The 26,886-nt window shown below is 71.6% G+C and carries 22 protein-coding genes; 11 read left to right on the top strand and 11 right to left on the bottom strand.

Going from position 1 to position 26,886, the window contains the following annotated elements; genetic code table 11:
- Positions 1-119 precede the first annotated feature (119 nt).
- Complete coding sequence (locus tag K7G61_RS08935) at positions 120-929, bottom strand: D-Ala-D-Ala carboxypeptidase family metallohydrolase (protein WP_225846164.1); 810 nt, start codon at positions 927-929, stop codon at positions 120-122.
- 305 nt (positions 930-1,234) lie between these two features.
- On the opposite strand from K7G61_RS08935, the gene K7G61_RS08940 reads away from it, so the two are divergent.
- Genes K7G61_RS08940 through K7G61_RS08960 form a run of 5 tightly spaced genes read left to right on the top strand, consistent with a single transcriptional unit; the run spans position 1,235 to position 6,928 of the window.
- Positions 1,235-2,863 (top strand): ABC transporter substrate-binding protein, encoded by a 1,629-nt coding sequence (locus tag K7G61_RS08940; protein ID WP_225846165.1) that lies wholly within the window; start codon positions 1,235-1,237, stop codon positions 2,861-2,863.
- A gap of 21 nt (positions 2,864-2,884) precedes the next feature.
- Positions 2,885-3,808, top strand: a complete 924-nt coding sequence (locus K7G61_RS08945; protein WP_225846166.1) for an ABC transporter permease — start codon at positions 2,885-2,887, stop codon at positions 3,806-3,808.
- Positions 3,801-4,802 carry an ABC transporter permease gene (locus tag K7G61_RS08950; RefSeq protein ID WP_225846167.1) on the top strand — a complete coding sequence of 334 codons (1,002 nt, stop codon included), beginning with the start codon at positions 3,801-3,803 and terminating at the stop codon, positions 4,800-4,802. The genes K7G61_RS08945 and K7G61_RS08950 overlap by 8 nt, the downstream gene beginning before the upstream one ends.
- Before the next feature lie 13 nt (positions 4,803-4,815).
- Positions 4,816-5,877, top strand: coding sequence for an ABC transporter ATP-binding protein (locus K7G61_RS08955; RefSeq protein WP_225846168.1), 1,062 nt, complete (start codon positions 4,816-4,818; stop codon positions 5,875-5,877).
- A complete protein-coding gene (locus K7G61_RS08960; RefSeq protein ID WP_308190611.1) occupies positions 5,840-6,928 on the top strand; it encodes a dipeptide ABC transporter ATP-binding protein in 1,089 nt (362 codons plus the stop codon). Before K7G61_RS08955 ends, K7G61_RS08960 begins: the two co-directional genes overlap by 38 nt.
- A 174-nt stretch (positions 6,929-7,102) precedes the next feature.
- On the opposite strand, the gene K7G61_RS08965 is transcribed toward K7G61_RS08960, so the two are convergent.
- From K7G61_RS08965 to K7G61_RS08985, 5 genes are all read right to left on the bottom strand, one after another.
- The gene (locus K7G61_RS08965) at positions 7,103-8,215 is read right to left on the bottom strand and encodes an ABC transporter ATP-binding protein (protein ID WP_225846169.1); all 1,113 of its coding nucleotides are present in this window, start codon (positions 8,213-8,215) and stop codon (positions 7,103-7,105) included.
- A 21-nt stretch (positions 8,216-8,236) separates the two neighbouring features.
- Positions 8,237-9,310, bottom strand: coding sequence for an ABC transporter ATP-binding protein (locus K7G61_RS08970; protein WP_225846170.1), 1,074 nt, complete (start codon positions 9,308-9,310; stop codon positions 8,237-8,239).
- A 52-nt stretch (positions 9,311-9,362) separates the two neighbouring features.
- A complete protein-coding gene (locus tag K7G61_RS08975) occupies positions 9,363-10,340 on the bottom strand; it encodes an ABC transporter permease (RefSeq protein WP_225846171.1) in 978 nt (325 codons plus the stop codon).
- A 156-nt stretch (positions 10,341-10,496) separates the two neighbouring features.
- Positions 10,497-12,287, bottom strand: coding sequence for an ABC transporter substrate-binding protein (locus K7G61_RS08980; protein WP_225846172.1), 1,791 nt, complete (start codon positions 12,285-12,287; stop codon positions 10,497-10,499).
- A 71-nt stretch (positions 12,288-12,358) separates the two neighbouring features.
- The gene (locus K7G61_RS08985; protein WP_225846173.1) at positions 12,359-13,387 is read right to left on the bottom strand and encodes an ABC transporter permease; all 1,029 of its coding nucleotides are present in this window, start codon (positions 13,385-13,387) and stop codon (positions 12,359-12,361) included.
- A 571-nt stretch (positions 13,388-13,958) separates the two neighbouring features.
- Between K7G61_RS08985 and K7G61_RS08990 the strand changes: the two genes are divergently transcribed.
- The 6 genes from K7G61_RS08990 to K7G61_RS09015 all read left to right on the top strand — a co-directional run bounded on the left by K7G61_RS08990 (position 13,959) and on the right by K7G61_RS09015 (position 20,853).
- Entirely contained in the window at positions 13,959-15,173 is a 1,215-nt protein-coding gene (locus tag K7G61_RS08990; protein WP_225846367.1) for a hypothetical protein, read from the top strand.
- Between the two features lie 464 nt (positions 15,174-15,637).
- Complete coding sequence (locus tag K7G61_RS08995; protein WP_225846174.1) at positions 15,638-15,832, top strand: hypothetical protein; 195 nt, start codon at positions 15,638-15,640, stop codon at positions 15,830-15,832.
- Between the two features lie 31 nt (positions 15,833-15,863).
- Positions 15,864-16,772 (top strand): N-acetyl-1-D-myo-inositol-2-amino-2-deoxy-alpha-D-glucopyranoside deacetylase, encoded by a 909-nt coding sequence (gene mshB, locus K7G61_RS09000; RefSeq protein WP_225846175.1) that lies wholly within the window; start codon positions 15,864-15,866, stop codon positions 16,770-16,772.
- Positions 16,769-17,194: a DUF6113 family protein gene (locus tag K7G61_RS09005; RefSeq protein WP_225846176.1), complete on the top strand. Its 426-nt coding sequence runs from the start codon at positions 16,769-16,771 to the stop codon at positions 17,192-17,194. The genes mshB and K7G61_RS09005 overlap by 4 nt, the downstream gene beginning before the upstream one ends.
- A 150-nt stretch (positions 17,195-17,344) precedes the next feature.
- Entirely contained in the window at positions 17,345-19,570 is a 2,226-nt protein-coding gene (locus tag K7G61_RS36375; protein WP_263984112.1) for a hypothetical protein, read from the top strand.
- Positions 19,571-19,764: 194 nt separating this feature from the next.
- The gene (locus K7G61_RS09015) at positions 19,765-20,853 is read left to right on the top strand and encodes an esterase family protein (protein WP_225846177.1); all 1,089 of its coding nucleotides are present in this window, start codon (positions 19,765-19,767) and stop codon (positions 20,851-20,853) included.
- Positions 20,854-20,894: 41 nt separating this feature from the next.
- On the opposite strand, the gene K7G61_RS09020 is transcribed toward K7G61_RS09015, so the two are convergent.
- The 5 genes from K7G61_RS09020 to K7G61_RS09040 all read right to left on the bottom strand — a co-directional run bounded on the left by K7G61_RS09020 (position 20,895) and on the right by K7G61_RS09040 (position 26,845).
- Positions 20,895-21,815 (bottom strand): hypothetical protein, encoded by a 921-nt coding sequence (locus K7G61_RS09020; RefSeq protein ID WP_225846178.1) that lies wholly within the window; start codon positions 21,813-21,815, stop codon positions 20,895-20,897.
- Between the two features lie 10 nt (positions 21,816-21,825).
- The gene (locus K7G61_RS09025; RefSeq protein ID WP_225846179.1) at positions 21,826-23,088 is read right to left on the bottom strand and encodes a sensor histidine kinase; all 1,263 of its coding nucleotides are present in this window, start codon (positions 23,086-23,088) and stop codon (positions 21,826-21,828) included.
- 8 nt (positions 23,089-23,096) lie between these two features.
- Positions 23,097-23,837: an ABC transporter permease gene (locus tag K7G61_RS09030; RefSeq protein ID WP_225846180.1), complete on the bottom strand. Its 741-nt coding sequence runs from the start codon at positions 23,835-23,837 to the stop codon at positions 23,097-23,099.
- The gene (locus tag K7G61_RS09035) at positions 23,834-24,754 is read right to left on the bottom strand and encodes an ABC transporter ATP-binding protein (RefSeq protein ID WP_225846344.1); all 921 of its coding nucleotides are present in this window, start codon (positions 24,752-24,754) and stop codon (positions 23,834-23,836) included. Before K7G61_RS09035 ends, K7G61_RS09030 begins: the two co-directional genes overlap by 4 nt.
- Before the next feature lie 222 nt (positions 24,755-24,976).
- Entirely contained in the window at positions 24,977-26,845 is a 1,869-nt protein-coding gene (locus K7G61_RS09040; RefSeq protein WP_225846181.1) for a multicopper oxidase family protein, read from the bottom strand.
- Between the last annotated feature and the right edge of the window lie 41 nt (positions 26,846-26,886).

Consider the following 26,886-nt stretch of genomic DNA (forward strand, 5'->3'; position numbering starts at 1 on the left):
CTGCGCCAGGTGCGCCGGCCGGAGACCGGCGACCCCCTGGAGCACGGTCGGCAGGCTCCGCGGGTGGTGCCCGCGCACGCCGCCGCTGCGCCGGCGCACCGGCGGGTGAGGGCGCGGGCTCAGACGGTGCCGTCCTCCCACCACCAGGACTGGGCGCCGTACGCGTACTCGACCCGGCTGTCCATGTGCTGCCAGGAGTGGGAGTACGACTCCAGGCCGGAGAAGCCGCTGCGCTCGCCGATCTCGTAGAGGGTCTTGGTGGCGACCCCGGACACCACGATGTCGGCGGCGATGCCGTACTGGTGCTGGGAGTTGGTCGCGTAGCCGTAGATGCTCGTGTTGTAGGCGACGCTGCGGAAGCCGGAGTTGACGGTCACCGGCTTGCCGCCGGCCTTCTTGCGGACCGCCTCCAGCTTGTACATCAGGCGGCGGACGTTCGCCTTGACGGTGGCCGAGCCGACCTTCCCGCCGGAGAAGCCCGAGCCGTCGTGGCTCCAGAACTCCGACCAGTCGAAGTGCGCGGTCGAACCGTCGCTCTTCTCCAGGGAGTTGAGCACCGACTGGGTCTGCGGGCCGACGACGCCGTCCGCGCTCAGTCCGTACGCGGCCTGGAAGCGCTTGACGGCGGCGGCCGTACCGGGCCCGAAGTCGCCGTCGACGGCGACGTAGGAGTGCGAGGCGGAGTCGGCGGCCCAGCCGGCCACCCGTATCTGCAGTTCCGTCACCGCCGCCCCGCTCGACCCCTGCTGCAGGGTGCCGCCCCAGCCGTACGCGGCGGCCGGCCCGGCCAGCGCGAGGCCGGAGACGGCGGCCAGCCCGGCGCCGGTCAGCGCGCCGGCGCCGTAGCGCAGCAGGGAGCGGCGGTCCAGGCGGGCCGGCACGGGCGTCAGGGGCGTCAGGGGCGAAGGGGTGTCGCTCACGTCACTCATGAGGGTTCCTCGAAGGGTTCGCGGGCGGGCTGCTCTCCGGCCGCGGCGCGGCCGTCCCCATTCTTGACGCGGTCCGGTCAGTTCATGCATCGCGCGTAGATGAACTTCCGGCGGAGGCGGCGCAGCGACGTGGCGACGTGGCGACGTGGCGACGTGGCGGCGCGGTGGCGCGGTGGCGCGGTGGCGCGGTGGCGCCGGGCCGCGCGAGGGGCGACACGGTGACCGGTAAATGACCGCTTGCCGTATTTGACGGGTTATGTGGTTTACGTTCGTGCTGCTCCCTGAACGGAACGAGGAGGCACCCGATGCGCGCAGCCATGCGCTTGAAGTGGGCCGTCGCCGCCGCGGCGATCGCGCTGGCCGCGGTGGGCTGCGGCGGCGGCAGCAGCGGCGGCGGCAGCGACGGGGTGGTCAGGGCCTCCTGGGGCGACCCGCAGAACCCGCTGGAGCCGGCCGACACCAACGAGGTGCAGGGCGGCAAGGTGCTCGACATGATCTTCCGCGGCCTGAAGAAGTACAACCCCAAGACCGCCGCCGCCGAGAACATGATCGCCCAGTCGATCACCACCACCGACTCGCAGAACTTCGACATCAAGCTGAAGCCGGGCTGGACCTTCTCCAACGGCGAGCCGGTCAACGCCGACTCCTTCATCAACGCCTGGAACTACGGCGCCGCGCTGAAGAACGCCCAGCTCGACGCCAGCTTCTTCAGCTTCATCGCCGGGTACGACAAGGTCCACCCGGACACCCCCGGCGCCCAGCCCACCGCCCAGACGCTGTCCGGCCTGACCAAGGTGAACGACCTGGAGTTCCTGGTCCGGCTCAACCAGAAGTTCTCGCTGTTCCCCGACACCCTCGGGTACAACGCGTACTACCCGCTGCCCAAGTCGTTCTTCACCGACCACGCCGCCTGGCTGGCCAAGCCGGTCGGCAACGGCCCGTACCTGATCTCCTCGTACACCAAGGGCACCGGGATGAACCTGGTGAAGTGGAACGGCTACAAGGGGCCGGACGCCGCCGTCAACAAGGGCGTCGACCTGCGGGTCTACACCGACAGCAACACCGCGTACACCGACCTGCAGGCGGGCAACCTCGACCTGGTCGACGACATCCCGGCCAACCAGCTCAGGAACGTCAAGGCCGACCTCGGCAGCCGGTACATCAACGAGCCGGCCGGCATCATCCAGACCATCGCCTTCCCGCTGTACAGCCCGCGCTGGTCGTCGGCGAACTCCGCGAAGGTCCGGCAGGGCCTGTCGATGGCGATCAACCGGGACCAGATCACCAAGCAGATCTTCCAGGACACCCGCACCCCGGCCAGCGACTGGACCTCGCCCGTGCTGGGCGACGCGGGCGGCTTCAAGAAGGGCCTGTGCGGGACCGAGTGCACCTACGACCCGGCCAAGGCCAAGGCGATGATCCAGCAGGCCGGCGGCCTCCCCGGCGGCTCGATCACCCTCTCGTACAACGCCGACACCGGCTCGCACAAGGAATGGATCGACGCGGTCTGCAACAGCATCAACAACGCCCTGGGCAACAACCGCGCCTGCGTCGGCGCCCCGGTCGGCACCTTCGCCGACTTCCGCAACAAGATCACCAACAAGCAGCTCAACAGCCCGTTCCGGGCCGGCTGGCAGATGGACTACCCGCTGATCCAGGACTTCCTGGAGCCGCAGTACTACACGAACGCCTCCTCCAACGACTCGCACTACAACAGCCCCGCCTTCGACAAGCTGGTCAACGAGGCCAATGCCGAGAGCTCCACCTCAGCGGCCGTCGCGAAGTTCCAGCAGGCCGAGATGGAGCTGGTCAAGGACATGCCGGCGATCCCGCTGTGGTACCAGAACGGCAGCGCCGGCTACTCCTCGAACATCAGCAACGTGACGCTGAACCCCTTCAGCGTCCCGGTCTACAACGAGATCAAGGTCGGCTGACACCCGCCGGAGGGCCCCCTGATGGGACGCTACGTGATCCGGCGGCTGCTCCAGATGATCCCGGTGTTCATCGGCAGCACCTTCCTGATCTTCTTCATGGTCTACGCCCTCGGCGATCCCGTCGCCGCCCTCTTCGGCGACCGCGCGCCCGACCCGGCCACGGCCGCGCGGATCCGGGCCGACCTGCACCTCAACGACTCGCTGGGCGAGCAGTACCTCATCTACATGCGCAACATCTTCACCGGCGACTTCGGCACGGCCTTCAACGGGCAGTCCGTCACCAGCCTGATGGCGAGCGCCTTCCCGGTGACCATCAGGCTGACGATCGTGGCGATCGTCTTCGAGATCATCATCGGCATCACGCTGGGGGTTCTCACCGGGATGCGGCGCGGCCGGCCGGTGGACACCGGGGTGCTGCTGCTGAGCCTCATCGTGATCTCGGTGCCGACGTTCGTCACCGGCTACGTGCTGCAGTACCTGTTCGGCGTGCAGTGGAAGCTGACCAGCCCCTCGGTGTCGCCGAGCGCACCCCTCAACGAGCTGATCCTGCCCGGCCTGGTGCTGGCCCTGGTGTCGCTGGCCTACGTCACCCGGCTGACCCGTACCTCGATCGCCGAGAACACCCGGGCCGACTACGTGCGCACCGCCGTCGCCAAGGGCCTGCCCCGGCACCGGGTGATCACCCGGCACCTGCTGCGCAACTCGCTGATCCCCGTGGTGACCTTCATCGGCACCGATATCGGCGCCCTGATGGGAGGCGCCATCGTCACCGAGCGGATCTTCAACATCCACGGCGTCGGCTACCAGCTCTACCAGGGAATCCTGCGCAACAACGCGCCGACCGTGGTCGGCTTCGTGACCATCCTGGTGCTGGTCTTCCTGATCGCGAACCTGCTCGTCGACCTGCTCTACGCGGTCCTGGACCCGAGGATCCGTTATGCCTGACGGGAAAGACCCCCTTGAGCCGCTCGACCCCAAACAGGCGGTGGCGCCGGCCGGCGGCTACGGCGGCGGCTTCGACCTGGCCGCCGCCGACGCGCAGACCCTGGAACGCGAGCCGGGTCACGAGCAGGAGCCCGGCGGCCCGCTGGCCAAGCCGCGCAGCCTGTGGTCGGACGCCTGGCACGACCTGCGGCGCAACCCGGTCTTCATCGTCTCCGCGCTGATCATCCTGTTCCTGCTGTTCATCGTCATCTGGCCGCAGGCGATCACCACCCAGGACCCGCTCAGGGCCAACCTCGCCAAGTCCCAGGCCGGCCCGTCCTCCGGGCACCCCTTCGGCTTCGACAACCAGGGCCGTGACGTCTACACGCGGGTGGTGTACGGGGCCCGGGCCTCGGTCAGCGTCGGCGTGGCCGCCACCGTGGGCGTGGTCCTCGTCGGCAGCCTGCTGGGCGCGCTCGCCGGCTTCTTCGCCGGCTGGTGGGACGCGGTCCTGTCCCGGATCAGCGACGTGTTCTTCGGCATCCCGGTGATCCTCGGCGGCCTGGTGTTCCTGTCGGTGATCACCAACAGCACCATCTGGCCGGTGGTCGGCTTCATGGTGCTGCTGGGCTGGCCGCAGGTCGCCCGTATCGCCCGCGGCTCGGTGATCACGGCCCGGCAGAACGACTACGTGCAGGCCGCGCGCGCCCTGGGCGCCGGCAACACCCGCATGCTGGTGCGGCACATCGCGCCCAACGCGGTCGCGCCCGTCATCGTCGTCGGCACCATCGCCCTGGGCACGTACATCGCGCTGGAGGCCACCTTGTCCTACCTGGGGGTGGGGCTGCGGCCGCCGACCGTCTCCTGGGGCATCGACATCTCCGACGCCTCCACCTCGATCCGCGACGCGCCGCACATGCTGCTGTGGCCGGCCGGCGCGCTCAGCCTGACCGTACTGGCGTTCATCATGCTCGGCGACGCCGTGCGCGACGCCCTCGACCCCAAGCTGCGCTGAGGAGACCGGACCGATGGGCACGAGCCTGGAGAGGGAACCCGCGTCCGAGGGGGCGGGGGAGGGGCCGCTGCTGGAAGTGCGCGACCTGCACGTGGAGTTCCGCACCCGCGACGGCGTCGCCAAGGCCGTCAACGGCGTCGACTACGCCGTCGGCGCGGGCGAGACGCTGGCGGTGCTCGGCGAGTCGGGCTCGGGCAAGTCGGTCACCGCGCAGGCCGTGATGGGCATCCTGGACAGCCCGCCCGGCTTCGTCACCCGCGGCGAGGTGCTCTTCCGCGGCCAGGACCTGCTGAAGATGTCCGCCGAGGAGCGGCGCAAGGTGCGCGGCGCCAGGATGGCGATGATCTTCCAGGACGCGCTGTCCGCGCTCAACCCGGTCCTCACCGTCGGCGAACAGCTCGGCGAGATGTTCCGGGTGCACCGCGGGGCGTCCCGCAAACAGGCCCGCGAGAAGGCCGTCGAGCTGATGGAACGCGTCCGCATCCCCGCGGCCCGCGAGCGGGTGCGCAGCTACCCGCACCAGTTCTCCGGCGGCATGCGCCAGCGCGTCATGATCGCGATGGCGCTCGCGCTGGAGCCGGACCTGATCATCGCGGACGAGCCGACCACCGCGCTGGACGTGACCGTGCAGGCCCAGGTGATGGAGCTGCTGGCGGAGTTGCAGCGCGAGTACCACATGGGCCTGATCCTCATCACCCACGACCTCGGCGTGGTCGCGGACGTCGCCGACAGGATCGCGGTGATGTACGCGGGCCGGATCGTGGAGACCTCGCCGGTCCACGACATCTACCGGGCGCCCGCCCACCCGTACACCAGGGGCCTGCTGGACTCGATCCCGCGGCTGGACCGCAAGGGCCGCGAGCTGTACGCGATCAAGGGCCTGCCACCGAGCCTGCTGCACATCCCGCCCGGGTGCCCCTTCCACCCCCGCTGCCCGCAGATGCGCGGGCGCGAGGTGTGCCGCACCGACCTGCCGCCGCTGTACCGCGTGTCCGCCGGCCGGGCCAGCGCCTGCCACTTCTGGAAGGAGACCCTCGGTGACGACAGCGCCGCGGCCCACGACACCGCCACCTGAGGGCGGCGCGGCCGGCTCCGGCGGCGAGCCGATCCTGCGGGTGCAGGGCCTGGTCAAGCACTTCCCGCTGACCCGCGGCATCGTCTTCAAGAAGCAGGTCGGCGCGGTCAAGGCCGTGGACGGCGTCTCCTTCGACCTGCTCGCGGGCGAGACGCTGGGCATCGTCGGCGAGTCCGGCTGCGGCAAGTCCACGCTGGCCAAGCTGATCGCCCACCTCGAAGCGCCCACGGCGGGCGGCATCCTGTACAAGGGCGAGGACATCACCCGGCTGTCAGGCAAGGCCCTCAAGGCCGTCCGCCGGAACATCCAGATGGTCTTCCAGGACCCGTACACCTCGCTCAACCCGCGGATGACGGTCGGCGACATCATCGGTGAACCGTACGAGATCCACCCCGAGGTGGCGCCCAAGGGCGACCGCCGCAGGAGGGTGCAGGAACTGCTCGACGTCGTCGGGCTCAACCCCGAGTACATCAACCGCTATCCGCACCAGTTCTCCGGCGGCCAGCGCCAGCGCATCGGCATCGCCCGCGGGCTGGCGCTGCGGCCGGAGGTGATCGTCGCCGACGAGCCGGTCTCGGCGCTGGACGTGTCGGTGCAGGCGCAGGTGGTCAATCTGATGGAGAAGCTGCAGGACGAGTTCGGCCTGTCGTACATGTTCATCGCGCACGACCTGTCGATCGTGCGGCACATCTCCGACCGGGTCGGGGTGATGTACCTCGGCAAGATCGTGGAGATCGGCCCGGACGAGGCGATCTACGAGCACCCCACCCACCCGTACACCCAGGCGCTGCTGTCGGCGGTCCCGGTGCCGGACCCCGAGGCCCGCGAGTACCGCGAACGCGTCATCCTCAGCGGCGACGTGCCCTCGCCGGCCGATCCGCCGTCCGGCTGCCGGTTCCGCACCCGCTGCTGGAAGGCGCGGGAGCGGTGCGCCCTGGAGGAGCCGCTGCTGGCCGTCCCCTCCGTCTACGCGGGCAGCGGCACCCCGGCCGCCCACGAGTCGGCGTGCCACTTCGCGGAGGAGAAGCGGGTCGTACCCCCGGGGGAGTGAGCGCGGCGCGGGCGGGCGGGTCCGGGAACGGAGGGGCTCGGCGGCCCCGGGTACGGACGAGCGGCGGCCCCGGGCGCGGACGGACCCGGCCCCGGACACGCCGATGGCCGCATCCCGGGAAAAGGGGTGTCCGGGATGCGGCCTGGCGCCGAGCGGAAGCGGTCCGAGCCCGGGTCAAGGGGTCTGGTCAGCCGCCTCCTCGATCGCGGCCAGAGCGGGGTCGAGGACGATGTCCTCCTCCCGCGCCGTGATCGTCGGTTCCTCCGGGAAGTGGCAGGCCGTCAGATGGCCCGCCGCGCTCCCGCCGAGCTGGACCAGCGGCGGCTCCTCGGTCGCGCACTTGTCCTGCGCCTTCCAGCAGCGGGTGCGGAACCGGCAGCCGGAGGGCGGGTTGATCGGGGAGGGCACGTCGCCGGCCAGCCGGATCCGCTCCCGGCCCTCGCCGTCCGGGTCCGCCTCGGGCGCCGCGGACAGCAGCGCGTGCGTGTACGGGTGCCGGGGCCGCTCGTAGATCGAGGTGCGGTCGCCGACCTCGACGATCTTGCCCAGGTACATCACCGCGACCCGCTGCGAGAAGTGCCGCACGATCGCCAGGTCGTGCGCGATGAACAGGAACGCGATGCCCAGCTCCTCGCGCACCTTCTGCAGCAGGTTGACCACCTGCGCCTGGATCGACACGTCAAGCGCCGAGACCGGCTCGTCGGCCACGATCAGCTTGGGGTTGACCGACAGCGCCCGGGCGACGCCGATGCGCTGCCGCTGCCCGCCGGAGAACTCGTGCGGGAAGCGGTTGTAGTGCTCCGGGTTGAGGCCGACGATCTCCAGCAGCTCGCGGACTCGCTTCTCGCGTCCGCCGGACGGGGTGATCCCGTTGATCTCCATCGGCGCGGCGATGATGTTGCCGACGGTCTGCCGCGGGTTCAGCGACGCGTACGGGTCCTGGAAGATCATCTGGATCTCGGACCTGATCGGCGCGAGCTGCTTGCGGTTGGCGTGCGTGATGTCCTGCCCGGCGTACGTCACCTTGCCCGCGGTCGGCTCCAGCAGGCGGGTCACCAGCCGGCCGGTGGTCGACTTGCCGCAGCCGGACTCGCCGACCATGCCAAGCGACTCGCCGGCGGCTATGGAGAAGTCCACGCCGTCCACCGCCCGCACGTCCCCCACCTTGCGCTTGACCAGGAAGCCGCCCGTGACCGGGAAGTACTTCCGCAGGCCGGCGACCTCCAGCAGGGGCTCCCCGGGGGCGGGGCGCGGCGCCGAGACCTTGTCCAGGGTCTGTTCACTCATTGGTTTTCCCTCGACTCCTGGTCAGCGCAGCCGCGGCTTGATCTGCTCGGTGAAGATGGTCTGCTTCTGCTCGGCCGTCAGGTGGCACGCGGAACCGCGGCCCGCGGGCAGCGCCGGCCGCTCGGCGCTGCACCGGTCGCCACCCACCTCGCCGGTGAACTCGCACCGCGGGTGGAACGGGCAGCCGGACGGCGGGTTGAGCAGGCTCGGCGGGGAGCCGGGTATGGGCGCCAGCGGCACATTGACGTCCGCCGACAGCCGCGGGATGGAGCCCAGCAGGCCCCAGGCGTACGGGTGCTCGGGCGTCTTGAGGATGTCCCGCACGGTGCCGCGCTCCACGGCCCGGCCCGCGTACATCACCACCACGTCGTCGGCGGTGTTGGCGATCACGCCGAGGTCGTGGGTGATGAGGATGATCGCGGTGCCGGTCTCCTGCTGCAGGTCCTTGAGCAGGTCCAGGATCTGCGCCTGCACGGTCACGTCCAGCGCGGTGGTCGGCTCGTCCGCGATCAGCAGTTCGGGATCGCAGACCAGGGCCAGCGCGATCATCGCGCGCTGCCGCATACCGCCGGAGAACTGGTGCGGGAAGTCGTCCACGCGGGTCTCCGGCTGCGGGATGCCGACCTTGGCCAGCATCTCGATCGCCCGCTGCCGGGCCTCCCGCTTGGAGGCCCCGGTGTGCTTCATGAACGGCTCGGCGATCTGCCGCCCGACGGTGTAGTACGGCGACAGGGCGGTCAGCGAGTCCTGGAAGACCATGGCCATCTTGTTGCCGCGCAGCTTCTCCAGCTGCCGCTGGGTGGCGCCGGTCAGCTCCTGGCCGTCCAGCATGATCTCGCCGGTGATCGTGGTGTTGCGCGGGTTGTGCAGGCCCAGGATCGCCAGGTTCGTCACGGACTTGCCGGAGCCGGACTCGCCGACGATGCCGAGCGTCTGGCCGCGCTCCAGGTCGAACGACAGACCGTCGACGGCTTTGACGACGCCGTCCTCGGTCGCGAACCGCACGTACAGGTCGCGTACGGACAGGAACGGGCCGCCGCCTGCCTGGGAACCGCCAGGCGCGGAGGCGGGGTCCGGCTTGGTCAGGGTGGTCACTTTCGGGCTCTCCTCGGGTCCGGAACCGGGGTCGGTACGACGTTTGCCGGGTTCATGCGAGCCGGATCCGTGGGTCGATGAAGGCGTAGCAGGCGTCGATGATGATGTTGAAGAACACGATGAGCGCGGCGCCCACCAGCATCACGCCCATCTCCAGCGGCAGGTCGGTGGCCTGCACCGACGAGACCGCGAGGTTGCCCAGGCCGTGCAGGCTGAAGGTCGCCTCGGTGATGATGGCCCCGCCGAACACCGAGCCGGCGTCGATGCCGAAGATGGTGATGATCGGGCCCATCGCGCCGCGCAGGGCGTAGCGCATGAAGACGTAGCGCGAGCTCATGCCCTTGGCCCTGGCGGTGCGGACGTGCTCCTCGGACAGCTGCTCGACCATCAGGGAGCGGGTCTGGCGGCTGTAGTTCGACCAGAAGATCACCGACATGATCACGCAGGGCAGGATCATCCCCTGGACCGAGCCCCAGATGTCGTGCGACCAGTCGGGGTCCGAACCGCGCTTGAGCCAGCCGAGCTTGAAGACGAACAGGTACAGCGCGAGCGGGCCGATGAAGTAGATCTGCACCGACTGGCCCAGCAGGGACAGCGAGCTCGCCACCCGGTCGAAGACCGAGCCCTGCTTCCACGCGGAGATCAGGCCGAGTCCCACGCCGATGATCAGGAAGATGGCCGATCCGCCGACGGCCAGCGACAGCGTGGTCGGGTAGCGGTCCTTGATCAGCGCCCACACCGAGGTGTCATTGGTGAACGACAGCCCGAGGCACGGCGCCGGGCAGTTGCCCAGCGGCAGGTGGCGGCCGCCGAAGATGCCGACGACGTAGTCCCACCACTGCACCGGGACGGGCTTGTCCAGGCCGAGGTTCTTGTGGATCTGGGCGATGTTCGTGGGGTTGCAGTTCTTGCCGCAGGAGAGCAGCGCCGGGTCGCTCGGCAGGGTGAAGAACAGCAGATAGGTGACGAAGCTGATCAGGAGGAGGATGACGGCGGCGCCTAGCACCCGGCGTACGAGGAAACGGAGCATGGGTCGGGCTCTTCCGTAGGGGTGCCGCTGGCTGTGCGGCGCCGGTCGGGAGCGGATGGAGGGGGCGCCCCCAGTCCGGCGTCCGGCCCCGCGGACCTGCCGCGGGGCCGGACACCGGTGGAGGCTGTTTCGGCGGTACTGCCGTACTGCCGGGGGCTACTTCACGAAGACGGTGTTCGGGCTCAGGGTGCCGAGCGGCGAGTTGTAGCTCACGCCACCGAGGCCGTTGCCGTAGACGTTGTAGTACTTGTCGTACAGGTACGGGACCGACGGGACGTCGTTGCCCTCGATGTACTCGGCCAGCTTCTGCCACTCGGCGGTCTGCTGGGTCAGGTCGGCGATGTTGTTGATCCGGTCGATCTCGCTGTTGACGTGCGGGTCGTTCAGGTGCGAGTAGTCCGGGTCGTCATCGGCGACCAGTCGGCCGTCCTGGGTCGGCGGGATGACCGTCGAGGCGTTCGGCCAGTCGGCGCCCCAGCCCGTGCGGTACATGTCGTACGGGTTGTTCACCTTGCCGATCAGCGTGTAGTACTGCGTCGAGTCGATCGGCGTGGCGTTCAGCGTGATGCCGGCCTTCGCGAAGGCGTTCTTCAGCGTGGTGGCCACGTTCTGCCAGCGCGGGGTGTTGGAGTAGGCGTAGGTCAGCTTGAGGTTGGTGACCCCGGCCTCCTTCAGCAGCTCCTTGGCCTTCTCCGGGTCGCCGGTCGGCTTGGTGAGCTTGCCGAACGGGTCGGCCGGCTTGAACCCGGCGACCGTCGGGCCTATCAGGTTGGTGCCCAGGTCGCCCTGGGTCGGGCCGCCGAGCGCGGTCTGCACCTGCTGCAGCGGGAACGCGTACTCGATGGCCTTGCGGACCCGGACGTCCTTGACGCGCGTCACGTTGATGTTGAACACGTCGACGAACGGCTGGACCTCGTTGACCAGGCGCGGCTTGAGCGAGGCGTCACCGGCGATGACCGAGGTCTGCGTCGGCGAGGCCGAGGCGACCAGGGCCAGCGAGTTCTTGTCGTCGCCGGACGAGGCCTGCAGCCGCTGGGTGAGGCTGTCCTGGTCGATGCCGAGCTGGATGTCCCACTTGTTCGGGTAGGCGTTGCGGATCGGGTCCGAGTTCGGGTCCCACTGCGTGTTGCGGACCAGTTCCAGCGCCTTGCCCGCCTGGTAGCTGGCGATCTTGTACGGGCCGTCGGAGAACGGGGCGGTGTCGTACTTCGGGCCGGTGTCCTTGGACTTCAGGATCGGGCCGGAGCCGGACAGGGCCATCGCGTACGGGGCGTCGGCGTGCGGCTTGAGGAAGTGGAAGACCACGGTCTTCGAGTCCGGCGTCGCGATCACCGAGTCGGGCAGTTCCTTGCCCTTCTGCGGACCCTGGTAGACCTTGCGGAAGTTCTCACCGGACAGCCACACCTGCAGGTACTGCGGGCCGGCGGTCTCGAAGCTGGAGTAGAGCCGCTCGATGCCGTACTTGACCTGGTCGGAGGTGATCGGCGTGCCGTCCTCCCACTTCAGGCCGTCCTTGAGGTGGTAGGTCCAGGTCTTGCCGCCGTCGGACGAGGTGCCCGCGTCGGTCGCCAGGTCGCCGACCAGGACGGTCTTGCCCGTCGCCGGGTCGATCTTGTAGTTGGTCAGCTGGCGGCTGAACAGCTGCCCGATGACCTGCTCCTGGTTGACGTACGCCTGCGCCGGGTCCAGGTGGTTGATGCCGCTCTGCTCGAGGTCGTGGACGGTGCCACCCTGCTTGGCACCGCTGACCGCGAGGGCCGGGCCCTTGGAGTCGGCGGCAGTGCCGACCGTGATCTCCTGGACCTTGGCCTGGACAGCGGTGGGGCTGGCGCCGGACGAGTTGCTCCCGCCCGAGGGACCGCCGCCCCCGCCGCTGCTGCACGCGCTCAGGGCCAGTGCCCCCACCGACAGCACGGCTGCCGCGTATTGCGCCCTACGCTTATTCATTGATTCCTGCCTGTCATCGAACTGGCCTTGTCGTCCCCGGGTTCGGCAAGACGACCTGGACACTCATGAACTCAACGGATGGTCTTGGGATCGAGAGCGTCCCGGACGGAGTCCCCGAGCAGGTTGAAGGCGACGACGAAGATGACCATCGCGATGCCGGGGAAGAACATGTAGGTGATGTCGGCCTGGTAGTTGGCCGCCGCGTCCTGGAACATCAGGCCCCAGTCGGGGGTCGGCTGGCGCATGCCCACGCCGAGGAACGACAGGCCGGCCTCCGCGGTCACGTTGACCGGGAGCAGGAGGGTCGACTGCACCAGGATGGTGGTCCACAGGTTCGGCAGCAGTTCCTTGCGGATGATGCGGCCGGTGGAGGCGCCCGACAGCCGCGCCGCCTCGATGTACTCGCGCTCGCGCAGGCTCAGCACCTGCGCGCGCACCAACCGGCCCAGCGACATCCAGCCGAGCAGGAACATCACCAGGACCAGGGTGAGGAAGCGCAGCGACGTCGGCTCCTCGCTGCCCGGCTTGACGAACAGCGACAGCAGGACCGGCGTGAAGGTGATGTAGAACAGCTGCTGCGGGAACGACATCATCAGGTCGGAGAAGCGGCCGAGGAAGTAGTCGGTCCGCCCGCCGAGGTAGCCCTGGATCAGTCCGATGGCGACACCGACGACGACGGACAGCACCGTCACGGCCAGGGCCACGCACAGCGAGGTGCGGATGCCGTAGATCAGCAGGGCGAAGATGTCCCGCCCGAGGTGCGGCTCGATGCCGAACCAGTGGTCCCCGCTGATGCCGCCGTTGGGCTTGATGGGCATCCCGTAGGCGTTCAGCAGGCCGTCGTCCTGGCCGTAGAGGGCGTACGCGTTCTTCCCGTACAGCTTGACGATCAGCGGGGCGAAGATCGCGATGAACACGAACGCGCCGACGACGAAGGCGCAGATGACCCCCACCTTGTCGCGCTTGAACCGTATCCAAGCGAGCTGCCGCGGCGACCGCCCGACGAGTTCCGGGGACTTGCCCGGGCCGCCGGAGTCGCCGCCCTCGGGGTCGAGGGTGAGGCTGCCCGAGCTCTCAGCAGCCTGACTTGGACTTGTCATCACACTTCCCCAGGACCGTAAAACGTGCGTGCGGCACCGATGCGCAACGCGGGTTGAGCGGACTTTCGCAATGGAATGAACTTGCAGTCAAGAGGGGACGGAGGGAAGAAAGCTTGTTGTTTGGCATCTTGAGCGAAGGTTTTGCAGATCGTCCCCAAGGCGTGCTTGACAGAGATCCATCCCAAGCCGCATATCGGACATGTCGTATCGAACCGCGTTAACATTCCGGCAACTTGACTGTCGCAACACCGATATACGGACCGAGCAGTCTGAACAACGTACGGCCGTGCGGGTGCCGTAGGCCGGCCGGAGCGTGTCGAGCGCTCCGGCCGGCCGCTCCCGCGGCCCTTCCGGACCCCCCTTCGGGGGGTGGCTGTTCCTCCCCGGTGTGTGCGGGTATATCTGAGGCAACATCGGGCCCCGGGGGAGCAGGCCAATGCAACAACCCATGCAACAACCCATGCAGTACGGCGCCGGCACGGGCGCTGGAGCGGGACAAGGTTACGGAGCCGGTGCGCGCGGGGCGCTCGCCCCCGGCGCGCGGGCCGCCGGAGCGGCACTCTGCGCGGCCATGCTGGCCGTGGAGATCGCCTGGGTGATCAGGGACCTCAAGGCGGTCGGGCTGCACGACACCCTGTGGACCTGGCTGGGCCTGCTGCTGCCGGGCAACGAGCACGGGCTGCTCGCCACCGGCGGACTGGACGCGGTCCTGATCGTCGTGCTGGCCGGCGCCCTCGTCGCGTCCCGGCGGCCGAGCGCCGGCTGGGCGTTCGTCGCCGCCGGCCTGTTCGCCGCGGTCTACCGGCTGCCGGAGGTGTGGATCTTCACCGCCGACTGGACGAAGGGCGCGCCGCTGCACGACCGGGCGCTGAGCACCGGCATCGGCTTCGTCGTGGCGGGTATCGCGCTGATCGTCCTCGGGCTGGCCGGCCGGCGGCCCGCGGACGCCCCGCCGCCCGGCCCGTACCCGGCGTACGGTGCCTACCAGGGCCCGGCCGCGGCCCCGGCGCCGTACGGCGGGGGCGGCGCGGCGACGGGCGGGCAGGTGCCCGCGCGCCCGGGTGACGGGCCCGCCGTCGTCGCCGGACTGCTGGCGCTGGCGCTCGCCCTGGAGCTCACCGGCTGGCAGTTCTACTACGTCCAGAAGTACAACGACCCCGGCTACGGCGAGCCGCACCTGTACAAGCACCTGATCACCGGCGAGCGGACCATCGAGTACCTGCTCGCGGCGCCCACGTACTACGGGGCCTGGGCCGCGGTCGCGCTCGGCGTGGTGCTCGCGGTGGCGGCCCTCGCCCGCGCCCCGCTGGCCCGTACCCTCGGGACGGCGCTCGGCTTCCTGGTGGCCCTCAACGCCGTGATCTCGCTGGACGCGTGGCACAAGGAGAGGCTGCTGTTCAAGGACGGGATACCCACCTTCTTCGTCGCCCAGCAGGGCTTCGAGATCGGCGAGCTGGTGGCCGGGCTGCTGCTCCTCGTGCTGCTGATCCCGAAGGCCGGCGGCCCCCGTCCGGCGCCCGCGCCCGCCTGGGGACCGCCGCCCGCCGGCGGCTTCCCGCACCCCCCGCAGGCACCGCCGCCACCGGCCTACGGGGGCGCCGCCGACACTCCCGGAGCCTTCGGCCCGCCGCCGAACTTGCCGCCCAACTTGCCCCCTCAGCAGTCACAACCACCTCAGCGGCCACCGGCGTCCTACGGTTACCCGCCGAGCGCGCCGCCGAGCACCCCGCCCCGCACCCCGCCGAACGCGCCGCCCCCGCCGGCCGAACCACCGCGCGGCCAGTAGTCGAACGACGATGGGAACAAGCCAAGTTCGTTCATTCGCGCCGGTCGGACCCGCCGCCCCGGGCGCCCGCGGCCCGCTCGCCCGCCCACCCGCCGGCCGGTGAGCGGGCGCCGCCCCGAGGACCCCCGTACTCCGGGGCGGCGCCCGCCACGCACCCCCGCGCCACCGGCCGGCGCCGGCCCGGCGGATGAGAGGTACGTCATATCCGTGACACTAGGGGAGACCACTGACAACGGCCGCCCCGATGCCGCCTGTTGGCCGCCCACCCGGCGCCACCTGCGGCGAAGTCCCGCGGTGCGGCGCGGTGGCCCTTCCGGCCGGTGGCCGGATCCGGTCATGCGCCCCCGTGTGCTTCCGTGCTCCGACATATGCGGTCGCACGGAAAGTTATGATCCGTAGCCGTGGGTGGGTAATAAGCATGTGGCAACTGACATGAACCCTGCGTACCTGGGAGGTGAGCCGCTGTGGCGCTGTCGATTTCGGCGGTACTGCTGCTGCTGATCGTCGTGGTCCTGCTGGTCCGCCGCTCGGGGCTCAAGCCAGGCCACGCCATCGCGTGCACGCTGCTCGGCTTCTACCTCGCCAGTTCCTCATGGGCGCCGCAGATCACCGACCTGACGACCAACGTCGCCCAGACCATCTCCAACATCAAGATCTGACGCGACCGGGATCGGGCCGTAGGCTTCGGCCATGACCGATCTTCCGGCGAGTCCTCCGGCGGGCCTTCCGGCGCGGCGGCTGCTGCTCGTCCACGCACACCCGGACGACGAAACGATCCAGAACGGCGTGACCATGGCCAAGTACGCGGCCGAGGGCGCGCTGGTCACCCTCGTCACCTGCACCCTGGGCGAGGAGGGCGAGGTGATTCCCGAGGAGCTGGCGCACCTCGCCGCCGACCGGGACGACACCCTCGGGCAGCACCGGATCGGCGAGCTGGCCGCCGCCATGGCCGAACTCGGCGTCACCGACCACCGCTTCCTCGGCGGCCCCGGCCGGTACCGCGACTCCGGGATGATGGGCGTGCCGCAGAACGACCGCCCCGACTGCTTCTGGCAGGCGGACCTGGACGAGGCGGCCGGCCACCTCGCCGACGTCATCCTCGACGTCCGCCCCCAGGTACTGATCACCTACGACGACTTCGGCGGCTACGGCCACCCCGACCACATCCAGGCCCACCGCGTCGCCATGCGCGGCTACGAACTCGCCGCCGAGCGCGGCCACCGCGTCGAGCGCGTCTACGAGACCCGCGTCCCGCGCTCCGTGGTCGAGGCCGGGTTCGCCCGGCTCGCGGCAGCCGGGAAGGACTTCCCCTTCCAGGGCATCGCGACCGTGGACGACGTGCCCGGCGTGGTGGACGACGACCAGATCGGCGTGGCCGTGAACGGCGAGGCGTACGCCGACCGCAAGACCGCCGCCATGCGCGCCCACGCCACCCAGATCGCCGTCGACGGCCCCTTCTTCGCCCTGTCCAACGACCTGGGCCAGCCGTTCTTCGCCGTCGAGTACTACCGCCAGGTGCGCGGCGAGGCGCTCACCGAGGGCCTGGGCACCGACCTGTTCCCGGCCGTCGCGGCCACGGCCCCGGAGGGCGCCCGGTGAACCCGGTGAACCCCGCGGGCAGGGCGGGAACGGCGGGAGCGAGGACAACGGCCGACCGCGCGCCCTCCCCGCGCACGCGCCTGCTCGTCTACGCGGGACTCGCGGTGCTCGCCGCCGTGGTCGCCGCCGCCGGCGCGCTGGTGCAGGCGGCCTGGTTCCCCGGCGGGCTGCTGCTCGCGCTCGCCGGGTGCCTGGCGCTGTTCTACGGCGGCGTGAAGGTCAGCGGCACCCGGCTCGGCGCCGTGGTGCCCGCCGCGGTGTGGGTGGTGTGCGTGATGCTGCTCAGCACCTCGCGGCCCGAGGGCGACTTCCTCTTCGCGGCCGGTGTGGGACCGTACATCTACCTGCTCGGCGGCGCGATGGGCGCGGTGATCTGCGCCACGGTGCCGCAACTTCCGCGGGGCGGCCCGAATCGCCTCTGACGTGGCACACGGGGCGCCGATCATGGTTGGCTGTCCCGGCCGCGTTCCCAGGGACGCGGGCCGCCTCCGCGCCCCGCTCGGTATGGTGGTCGCGCCGGCGAGCCGCCCGCTGTGCGATGAGGGCGGCGCAACCAACCGGGAGAGCCTGCTTTGAGTCGTGAAACAGACAGTTCGTCCTCCGGCCCCCAAGGGCGCGGCGGTGCCGCGTACCCGTCGGGCACGCCGCCGTACGGCACGCGTTCCTTCCCGTCGCTGCACCCGCAGGAGGAGCAGCCGGCCCCGGGCACTCCCGGCTCCCCGGAGGCCGCGCCCGAGGGGGGCGACGGGCCGCCGGCCGGCGAGCCCAGGACCGAGACGACCCTGACCACCCGGATCAGGATCAACATCCCCGGCTCCAGGCCGATTCCGCCGGTCGTGGTCCGCACTCCCGTCGAGGAGCCGTCGCCGGCCGCGGCGGCCCCCGCCGGCGACGACCCGACCGGCCGCACGCCGCTCCCGCAGCGCCCCGTGGCCGAGGCCGCGCCCGAACCGGAGAAGAAGGAACCGAGCGACTGGTTCGCCCCCCGCAAGCCGGTCACCCCCGCCCCGGGCCAGACCCCGCCGGGCGACCCGGAGTTCGGCGCGGGCGCGGACGCCGGCGGCGCGGACTTCGGTACGGGCATCGGCGGCTCCGACTTCGGCTCGGGTACGGGTACGGGTACGGGCGTCGGCGGCGACTTCGGCGCGACTCCCGGTGCCGGGCCCGACCCCATCGCCGCCGCCTTCGCGGCCGGGCCCGCGAGTCCCCCGCCCGCTCCCGCCGCTCCCGCCGGGCCGGGCGCCGACGACCCCACCGGGGCCTTCCCCGCCTTCGCTCCGCCGCCGCAGGCGCCGGCGGACGAGGCCGCGCGCGGGCCGCACGACACCCCGGCCGAGGGCTTCGCCTCGCCGTTCACCGGAACCGGTGGCGGCCCCGGCCTGCACGCACCCGACATCACCTTCGGCACCCAGGACTTCCCGCCCGGCGTGCCCCGGCCCACCGACCCGTTCGCGCCGCCGCAGGACCCCGGCCAGGACCTCGCCCAAGACGCCGGCCGGGACCCCGGCCGGAGCGGCGACAGCGGCACCGGCGAGCACTTCCTACCGCCGCCCGCCGGGCCCACGGCGGGACCGGCGACCGGGGACATGCGGATGCCCACGCGGCAGGCCGCGCCCGACTTCGCGGAGCCCGCGGGCGACTTCCGGCAGCCGCCGGAGTTCCCGCCGCCGGAGGAGCGGATCTCCGGGGACACCCTGGTCAGCGGCATCCCCGCGGTGCCGTCCGGCGAGGGGCGCGGGCCGCGGCCCACCGTGCCCGTCCCGGGTCCCGCCGCGGCCCCCGCTCCGGACCCCGTACCCGCCGCCAAGGCGAGCGCGCCCGGCCGGCCGGAGTCCGCCCCCGCCAGGAAGAAGGGCCGCAGCAAGCTGGTGCTCCTCGCGGCAGCGGCCGGCGCCGTGGTCGTGCTCGCGTACGGCGCGGGTCTGCTGATGAACCACGCCGAAGTGCCCAAGGGCACCACCGTGCTGGGCGTCGACATCGGCGACAAGACCAAGGCCCAGGCGGTCAAGACGCTGGACGACGCGCTGGGCAACCGGACGACCGCCCCGCTCACCCTCACCGTCGGCGGCCGCAAGGAGAGCCTCAAGCCGTCCGTGGCGGGCCTGTCCATCGACACCGACGCCACCGTCCGCAAGGCCGCGCACTCCGACTACAACCCGGTGTCCGTGATCGGCTCGCTGTTCGGCGGCAGCCGGAAGGCCGACCCGGTCATACTCGTGGACCAGGACAAGCTCAAGGTCGCGCTGCAGGGCATCGCGGGCCGCGGCAGCACGGGCTCCGACGCCATGGTCCGCTTCGAGGACGGCAAGGCCATCGGGGTGCCGGGCAAGCCCGGTACGTCGTTCGACGTGGGCGACGCCGCCGACCGTGTGGCCGCCGCGTACCGTACCCGCGCCGCGACCGGCGTCAACCGGACGGTCGCGCTCGACGTGCGGACCGTGCCGCCCAAGGTCAGCCAGGCCACGCTCGACGAGGCCGTCAACGGCTTCGGCAGGACCGCGATGTCCGGTTTCGTCACCGTCCGGGCCGGCGGCCACGTCATCCGCTTCGGCCCCACCAAGTCCCTGCCCAAGTTCCTGACCATGCTGGCGACCCCCGACGGCAAGCTCGCCCCGCACATCGACCTGGACGCGCTGAAGTCCCTGTGCAACGGCACGTTCGACCACGTCATGCTCGCCCGCGGCAACGGCACCACCACCCCGGTGACCATGCAGGACGTCGCGACCGCGATCATCCCGGCGCTGAACTCCACCAAGCCGGCGGACCGCGACGTGACCCTGCCGAACGTCGCGCCGTAGCGGCACCCCCGTCACCCTCGGTTACCGGCGCCCCTCGCGCTGAACCTCCCGCCGCGAACACCCCTCTAACGGGGGGAAGCGGTTCCCCCTGGGGGACCGGAGCAACTCGGTGACCGCGAAGGCCGCCGGGGCCGCACAGGTTGCGGCCCCGGCGGCCGGCCGGCCCCGAAGGGTGCATACGCGAGGGATACGGGATGAGTCTGACGGGCACGGCCTTCTTCGTGCTGTGCGTGGCCCTGGTGCCGGTCGTGGTGGCGGGCATGCTGCTGGCCTGGAACCGGGTGCCCGGCCCGCCGGCGGCACGCGTGTCCGCGCGCGTGGCCATGGTGGTGCTCGGCCAGGCGGCGGCGGTGCTGGCCGTACTGGTGTGGGTGAACAACACCTACGGCCTGTACGAGTCGTGGAGCGACCTGATGGGCGACAACGGCCAGGTGCGGATGAACGCCGCCGGGCCGGACGCGGCCGGCGCCCCGCTCGCCGCCTCCTCGGCGGCGCGGCACCTGCGCTTCTCCCCGGCCAAGGGCGGCGCCCTGAAGACCGATGCCACCGGCCCGCGCTCGGGCATCACCGGCACCATCGAGGTCTGGCTGCCCCCGCAGTACGACCAGCCGGCCTACCGCAACCGCAGGTTCCCCGTGGTCGAGCTGCTGCCGGGCTTCCCCGGCAGCCCGGGCGCCTGGTTCGGCGCGATGGGCGCGGGCCACGAGATGACCGCGCTGATCCGGTCCCACCAGGTGCCCCCGATGATCCTGGTGGCGCCCAAGATGAACGTGCTGGGACGGGTCGACCCCGGCTGCGCGGACGTCCCCGGCCACAGCCTGACCTCGACCTGGCTCGGCGCGGACGTCCCGGCCCTGATCGGGTACAACTTCCGGGTCCTGCCCGGCCCGCGGCACTGGGCCACGATGGGCTACTCGGCCGGCGCGTACTGCGCGGTAAACCTCGCCCTGCACCACCCGCGGCAGTTCCGCGCGGCGGTCAGCCTGTCCGGCTACAACGCGCCCGAGTCCCCGCTGGTGACGCGGGACCCGGCGCTGAACCGCGCCAACAACCCGTACCTGGAGCTGCGCGACGCCAAGCGGCAGCCCGGCGTGGTGCTGCTCATGGCGGGCAGCTACCAGGACAGCGACACGGTCTTCGCGGCCAAGTCCCTGCTCGGCGTGCTGCGGCACCCGGGTACGAGCCGGCTGATGACGATCGCCAAGGGCGGGCACAACACCGCCGTCTGGAAGGCGATGGAGCCGGCGGCGCTGATCTGGATCTCCCAGCAGACTGCCCGCTGAGGCCCCGCGCCGCCGTCCCCGGCGGTAACCGGCCGGACCGGTCAGCCGCGCTGCCACCAGTGGCGTCTGCGGCCGGGGGAGAGGTGGTGGATCGCCGGGCGGAGCATGTCGAAGGTGACCAGGGTGGCCGGTTCGCCGGGGCGGACCAGGCCCAGGCAGACCAGCTTCAGGCCCTGTTCGTGCGGCAGGCCGGCGAAGACGGGGGCGCCCGCGCAGCCCTCCGGCAGCGGGCCGTCCCACCTGACCACGCCCTCGGCGTCGCGGGTGACGGTCCCCGCCAGCAGCGTCTGCGGCCGGCCCGGGTGCCGGGAGTCCGGCTCGGTGACCTCGTGGCCCAGCAGATACGCGGGCAGCGGCTCGGGGCCCAGCGCCTCGATGTCCTCCGGCCGCGCCGCGAGACCGTCGGTGACCTCCTGCACCGACCAGGTCCAGCCCTTGCGCTCGCCGTGCAGGTGCAGGTCGACCGTGGGCATCACGGCCACCCCGAGCTCCTCGATCCGGAACCACTTGCGGGAGAAGCCGGGCAGCACCAGCTCGTCGGCGGGCAGTTCGGGCGAGATCAGGCCCTCGCGCAGGGTGAACTGCCCGATCTCGTACCGGGTGTGCGGTTCGGTCGTCACCAGGTACTGCCGGATCGTCTCCCGGTCGTCGTCGACCTCGATCAGGTCGTTGTACCAGAAGGCGGTGCCGAAGTTCCGGTCCGCGCGGGCGGCCTGCAGCGGGAGGGTGGCGCGCCCGGCCACGTCCGTCACGGCGTCGCTGACGACGCGGTCGGGAGAGGGACCCCCGAAGGCGTCGCCGGCGGACGGCTCCCCGGGCGGCGTGTCCATCGTCGGCGTCTCCTGGGCGGGCGTGTCCTGGGCCGGCGGCTTCGCGGACGGCTCCCCGGAGGCGGGGCCCGGGATGCGGCCCGGGGTGGGATCGGGGGCGGAGCCGGAGGTGGGGTCGGGGGTTTCTGCCACGTCCCGGACCCTACTCCTGCCCGTGGTGCCCGGGCTCGGCGCCCACCGGCGCCGCGCCCGCCGCCGGATCGAGCGGGACGGCGGCGGTCAGGGTGAACCCGCCGTCGCCCGACCTGGCGGTCCGCAGCGAACCGCCGGCCAGCAGCAGCCGCTCGGACAGGCCGGTCAGCCCGTTGCCGGGTACGTGGCCGGGGGACGGCCCGCGCCCGTCGTCGGACACCGCCAGCCGCGCCTCCCCGTCCGCCGCGGTGAGCGCCACCACGCACGTGGCCGCGCCGCTGTGCCGTACGGCGTTGGTCACGGCCTCCCGCAGCGCCCAGGCCAGCGCGCCCTCGCCGTCGGGGGTCAGGCCCGGCAGCCGGTCGGGTACGTGGAAGCGCGCCCGGATCCCCGCCGAGGCCAGGGCGGTGCGCGCCCCGGCCGCCTCGGTGGCCAGGGTCGCCCTGCGGTAGCCGCTGACCGCCTCGCGCACGTCCACCAGCGCCTGGCGGCTGACCTTCTCGATGTCGGCGACCTGCGCCGCCGCGTCCTCGGGCCTGCCCGGCAGCATGCGTTTGGCGAGTTCACTCTTGAGAGTGATCAAGGAGAGCGAGTGGCCGAGCAGGTCGTGCAGGTCGCGGGCGAGCCGCAGCCGCTCCTCGGTGGCCGCGAGCTGCGCCACCGTCTCGCGCGCGGCCCGCAACTCCTGCATGGTCCGGACCAGTTGCTTCACGCCGACCATCGCGAACCCGCCGAGCAGCGCCGGGATCACCAGACCCGGGTAGAGGCTCCCGCCGGCCGCCACGGACGAACCGACCGCGACCAGCGCGAGCGTCATGGCCGGCACCGCCCACCGCGACTGCCGGCCGGGCAGCGCCGCCCCGCACGCGACCGCCACGTACACGAACAGCACGAGCCAGTTCTCGCCGAGCGACGCCGACAGGGTCACGGCCAGGGCGCTCAGCACGCCGAGCAGTCCGTACACCCACCCATGCGGCTGCTCGGAGCCGGCGCTGGTGCGCAGGAACACCAGCGCCAGGTAGCCGAGGACGAAGCCCGCCAGCCCGACCGCCGCCACCACCGTGACCGGCGCCGAGTGGTTCCCGGCGGTCATGTCGCTGACCGGCGCGCCCAGGTAGAGCAGCCAGATCCCGATCCAGGCCAGTTTGACCAGTGCCTGCTTGCGGTTCTCCGGGGGCCGCCCGATGGCGGCGGACTCGGTGGAGTCGGCGGCCTGGGCGTTCCGCCGCCACGGGGGCCACGGTTCGCGTCCTGGGCGCGTGCGGTCGTTCATGGCGGAGGTCACGCCTTCTGGGTGTCCTTGCGGTAGAGCCAGGCCGCGGTGCCCGCGAACAGCAGCAGGTAGACGACCAGGACCGTGATGTCCTTGGCGTGTGGCGCGTCGCCGAACTCGATGGACTGGCCGATCGCCGTGTACGCGCGGCCGGGCAGGTAGCCGGCGAAGGTCTGCAGCCAGTGCGGGAAGCTGCTGAACGGCACCCACAGCCCGCCGAGCGCCGCCAGCACGAAGTAGCACAGCATCGAGATCGGCCGGGCGACGTCGGCGGTGGCCACGTACCCGATCGCCACGCCCAGCGCGGCGAAGACCATGCTGCCGGCCCAGATGGCCAGCAGGATCGACACCCACTGCCAGGCGTCGAGCCGCACGTTCTTCACGGTCGCCCCCACCAGCAGCACGACCACGATGGACGGCAGGCTGACGGTCGCCGCCGAGGCGATCTTCGCTGTCACGTAGCCGCGGCCGGGCAGCGAGGTCAGCCGCAGCTGCCGCACCCAGCCCTTCTCGCGCTCGCGGGCGATCCGCTCGGCGTTGCCCATCAGCACCGCGGTCATCGCGCCGAAGGCGGCCATCGCCACCATGTAGTACGCGACCAGGGTCAGGTCCAGGCCGTCGAGCTTCTTGTTCTTGTCGGCGCCCGCCGTGAAGATCAGGAAGAGCAGCGCCGGGTAGAGCACGGAGAAGAACATGAACCTCTTGTTCCGCAGCGTGCGCACGATCTCCAGCTTGACCAGGGTCTTCATCGGTTCCCCGCCTCCTCGGCGGCTTCCCCGGCGGGGGCGTTGGCGGCTTCTGTGATGGCGAGGAAGGCCTGCTCCAGGCCGAGCCCGGAGACCTCCAGGTTGCGCGGGTACAGCCCGGCGGCGTAGACGGCGTGCATCGTGGCGTCCGCGTCGTGGGAGCGGATACGGACGGTGGGGCCCGTCACGTCCAGGCCGGCCACGTGCGGCAGCGCCCGCAGCGCGGCCTCGTCGACCGTCCCCTCCAGGTCGAAGGTGATCCGGCGGGCCCCCGCCCGCGCCTTGATCTCGGCGGCGGTGCCGTCCGCGATCAGCGAGCCGCGGTGGAGCACCAGCACGCGGTCGGCGATGGCGTCGGCCTCCTCCAGGTAGTGCGTGGCGAACAGCACGGTCCTGCCCTGGTCGACCTGGGCGCGCATGGTGGCCCAGAACGCCTGCCGGGCCGAGACGTCCATCCCGACGGTCGGCTCGTCCAGCACGATCAGGTCGCCCGCGCCCGCGGTGGCCAGCGCGAACCGCACGCGCTGCTCCTGGCCGCCGGACAGCTTGTTGACCTTGCGGTCGCCGATGTCGGCGATCCCGGCCCCGGCCAGCACCTCGTCCACGGGGTAGGCCCGCGGGTGCAGGTCGCACGCCAGGCTCACCAGCTCCCGCACGGTCACCTCCTCCATGAGCCCGCCGCTCTGCAGCATCGCCCCGACCCGCCCGGCCGCGATCGCCTTGGCCGGCGTCGTGCCGAAGACGTCGATCCGGCCGCCGTCGGGATTGCGCAGCCCCAGCAGCAGGTCGAGCGTGGTGGACTTGCCCGCCCCGTTCGGCCCGAGCAGCGCCACCGTCTCCCCGGCCCGCAGCTCCAGGTCCAGCCCGGACACGGCCCGGACCGCCCCGAAGCTCTTGCTCACCCCGCGGAAGGACACCACGGGTGCCCCCCGCTCCCCGTTCCCCCCGCCGCCGTTCCCGGCGGTCACCGCTGCAGATATCGCGCTCATGGCACCAAGAGTGGCCGACCCGCGTCCTCGCGCGCAGTGCCGCGGCTCGTGTCTTCGGCATGACAGATGTCACGGGTCGGGGGGCGGGCAGGCAGGCGCGTCGGCGGGTCGGCGGGTCGGCGGGGAGGCGGGCGTGGCTCGGGTGTCCGCCCGTCAGCCGGCGGGGGCCACGATCGTCCAGGGGCGCATCAGGTCGTTGTCCTCGTGTTCCAGCAGGTGGCAGTGGTGGACGTACGTCGCCGGGAACTCGGTGCCGCTCCCCGGCAGCGACGCGATGGTGCCCGTCGGCGGGGAGAACTCCGGGACGACGATCCTGGTCACCGTCTCCGGATAGGCCTTGACCGTGTCCTTCCTGGACAGCGCCTCGTCCGGCTCCGGCGGGATCGGCGGGCCGGTGAGGTGGTTCGCCAGGACCGGCCTGTCCTGCGGTCGCCGGCCGCCGTCGAGCCACTTCTCGTAGTCCGCCCGGTAGCCGGCCGCGTCGAACGGCTGCCTGTCCAGCACCTGGAAATCGACGAGGTGGACGTGCATCGGATGGGCGTCGCGATTGAGGTTCACGTACTCCCAGATCTCCGTCGCGCCCGACGTGACGAAGTCCTCGGACGGCGCCGCGAACGGCACAGCGTTGAACGTCATGGTGCCGGGCAGCTTGTGCTGGTACACGACCCACTCCCGCCGGAAGGTGCCGGGAGCCGGCGAGGCGGGCGCGACCGCGGGGGGCTTCAGCTTCCTGGGCGGTGTCGTCGTGTCCCCGCCGCCGGACAGGGGTCTGGTGACCCGGAACCGCATGACGTCCGAGATCTCCGGTCCGTCACCGCCGGGGAAGTGGACCCGCGCGTCGTAGTTCGTCAGCGTGACGTCCGTACCCATCGGCAGCGGGCCGAAGTCGACGATCAGGTCGTACCGCTCGGCCGGTCCGATCAGGAAGTTCCGCATGGACAGCGGGGCACGCAGGCCGGAGTCGGTGCCGATCAGCCAGAACGGCAGCGAGGGCTGCGGGAGCACGCCCGCGGGGACGTCGAACCGCAGCCGCCAGAAGCGCTCGTTGGAGGCGTTGAGGACGCGCAGCCGGTAGCGCCGCGGCTCGACCTCCAGGAAGGGGTACGCCTTCCCGTTGACGACCGGCGTGTCCTCGCCGTCCCGCTGGGTCATGGTGTACGCGAGCGAGCCGTCCGCGTGGAAGGTCCGGTCCTGCAGGATCAGCGGGACCTCGAACTCGCCCCGCGGCAGCCCGAGCCCGTCGTCGGCCGGGTCGCGGACGAGGTAGAGGCCGGCCAGGCCCGCGTAGACGTTGACGGTGGTCATCCCCATGGCGTGGTCGTGGTACCAGAGCATGGAAGAACGGTCGTGGCCGGCGTAGGCGTAGATCGCCTCGTTGGGCGCGGCCCGGCCCGGGTCCAGGGTGCCGTAGTCCTCGGCGTGGAAGCCGTCCGGACCGTACGACTGCTTCGGCAGGCCGTCGGACTGCGGCGCCGTGCGACCGCCGTGCAGGTGGACGACGTTCCACACGTTCACGTTCGGCGGGAAGGGCGGTTCGCTGGTGTACGGGGGCGGGGCGACCGGGGTGAGCCGCGGGTCCCCGTCGCGAATGGCGTCGATCACGGACTGGAACAGGTGGGTGGCCGGCAGTTCGTTGCGGTACTTGACGACCGTGGGCCGGCCGGTGGCCGCGACGAGGGTCGGCCCGAGACAGCCCATGCCGATCGGGCCGGAACCGCCCGGGCCCGCGGCCCAGTAACCCCACACCGTCGCCGGCCCGAGATCCCGGTGGAAGCGCCACGAGCCCTGCCGCATCGTGACCTCGTAGTAGTCGGCGCCCGGATATGCGGACGGATCGGGGACGGCGGTGGGCGGCACGGGCAGCGGGTCGACGAACTTCTCCAGCGCGGGCGTCCGCGGCACCGGGGTGCCGGCGGCCGCCGCCTTCCTGCTCCCGTTCCCCGTCCCCGCACGCGCGTACGCCCGTGCCGCCCCCGGGCCCACCCCCGGGAAGAGAGCCGCCCCGCCCGCGGCGCCGGCCATGAGGAACTCCCTGCGCCCGACCATCGTCCCCAGCCTTCCGT

This window comes from Streptomyces sp. HPF1205 (genome assembly GCF_020400825.1).
GTDB lineage: Bacteria > Actinomycetota > Actinomycetes > Streptomycetales > Streptomycetaceae > Actinacidiphila.

Coding starts and splice junctions, on each gene's coding strand:
- K7G61_RS09015 (WP_225846177.1), top strand. CDS start 19,765: ATGAGTCTGACGGGCACGGCCTTCTTCGTGCTGTGCGTGGCCCTGGTG.
- K7G61_RS09030 (WP_225846180.1), bottom strand. CDS start 23,837: ATGAAGACCCTGGTCAAGCTGGAGATCGTGCGCACGCTGCGGAACAAG.
- K7G61_RS08940 (WP_225846165.1), top strand. CDS start 1,235: ATGCGCGCAGCCATGCGCTTGAAGTGGGCCGTCGCCGCCGCGGCGATC.
- mshB (WP_225846175.1), top strand. CDS start 15,864: ATGACCGATCTTCCGGCGAGTCCTCCGGCGGGCCTTCCGGCGCGGCGG.
- K7G61_RS09040 (WP_225846181.1), bottom strand. CDS start 26,845: ATGGCCGGCGCCGCGGGCGGGGCGGCTCTCTTCCCGGGGGTGGGCCCG.
- K7G61_RS08965 (WP_225846169.1), bottom strand. CDS start 8,215: ATGAGTGAACAGACCCTGGACAAGGTCTCGGCGCCGCGCCCCGCCCCC.
- K7G61_RS08975 (WP_225846171.1), bottom strand. CDS start 10,340: ATGCTCCGTTTCCTCGTACGCCGGGTGCTAGGCGCCGCCGTCATCCTC.
- K7G61_RS08990 (WP_225846367.1), top strand. CDS start 13,959: ATGCTGGCCGTGGAGATCGCCTGGGTGATCAGGGACCTCAAGGCGGTC.
- K7G61_RS08985 (WP_225846173.1), bottom strand. CDS start 13,387: ATGACAAGTCCAAGTCAGGCTGCTGAGAGCTCGGGCAGCCTCACCCTC.
- K7G61_RS08945 (WP_225846166.1), top strand. CDS start 2,885: ATGGGACGCTACGTGATCCGGCGGCTGCTCCAGATGATCCCGGTGTTC.
- K7G61_RS08955 (WP_225846168.1), top strand. CDS start 4,816: ATGGGCACGAGCCTGGAGAGGGAACCCGCGTCCGAGGGGGCGGGGGAG.
- K7G61_RS08935 (WP_225846164.1), bottom strand. CDS start 929: ATGAGTGACGTGAGCGACACCCCTTCGCCCCTGACGCCCCTGACGCCC.
- K7G61_RS08980 (WP_225846172.1), bottom strand. CDS start 12,287: ATGAATAAGCGTAGGGCGCAATACGCGGCAGCCGTGCTGTCGGTGGGG.
- K7G61_RS08950 (WP_225846167.1), top strand. CDS start 3,801: ATGCCTGACGGGAAAGACCCCCTTGAGCCGCTCGACCCCAAACAGGCG.
- K7G61_RS09025 (WP_225846179.1), bottom strand. CDS start 23,088: ATGAACGACCGCACGCGCCCAGGACGCGAACCGTGGCCCCCGTGGCGG.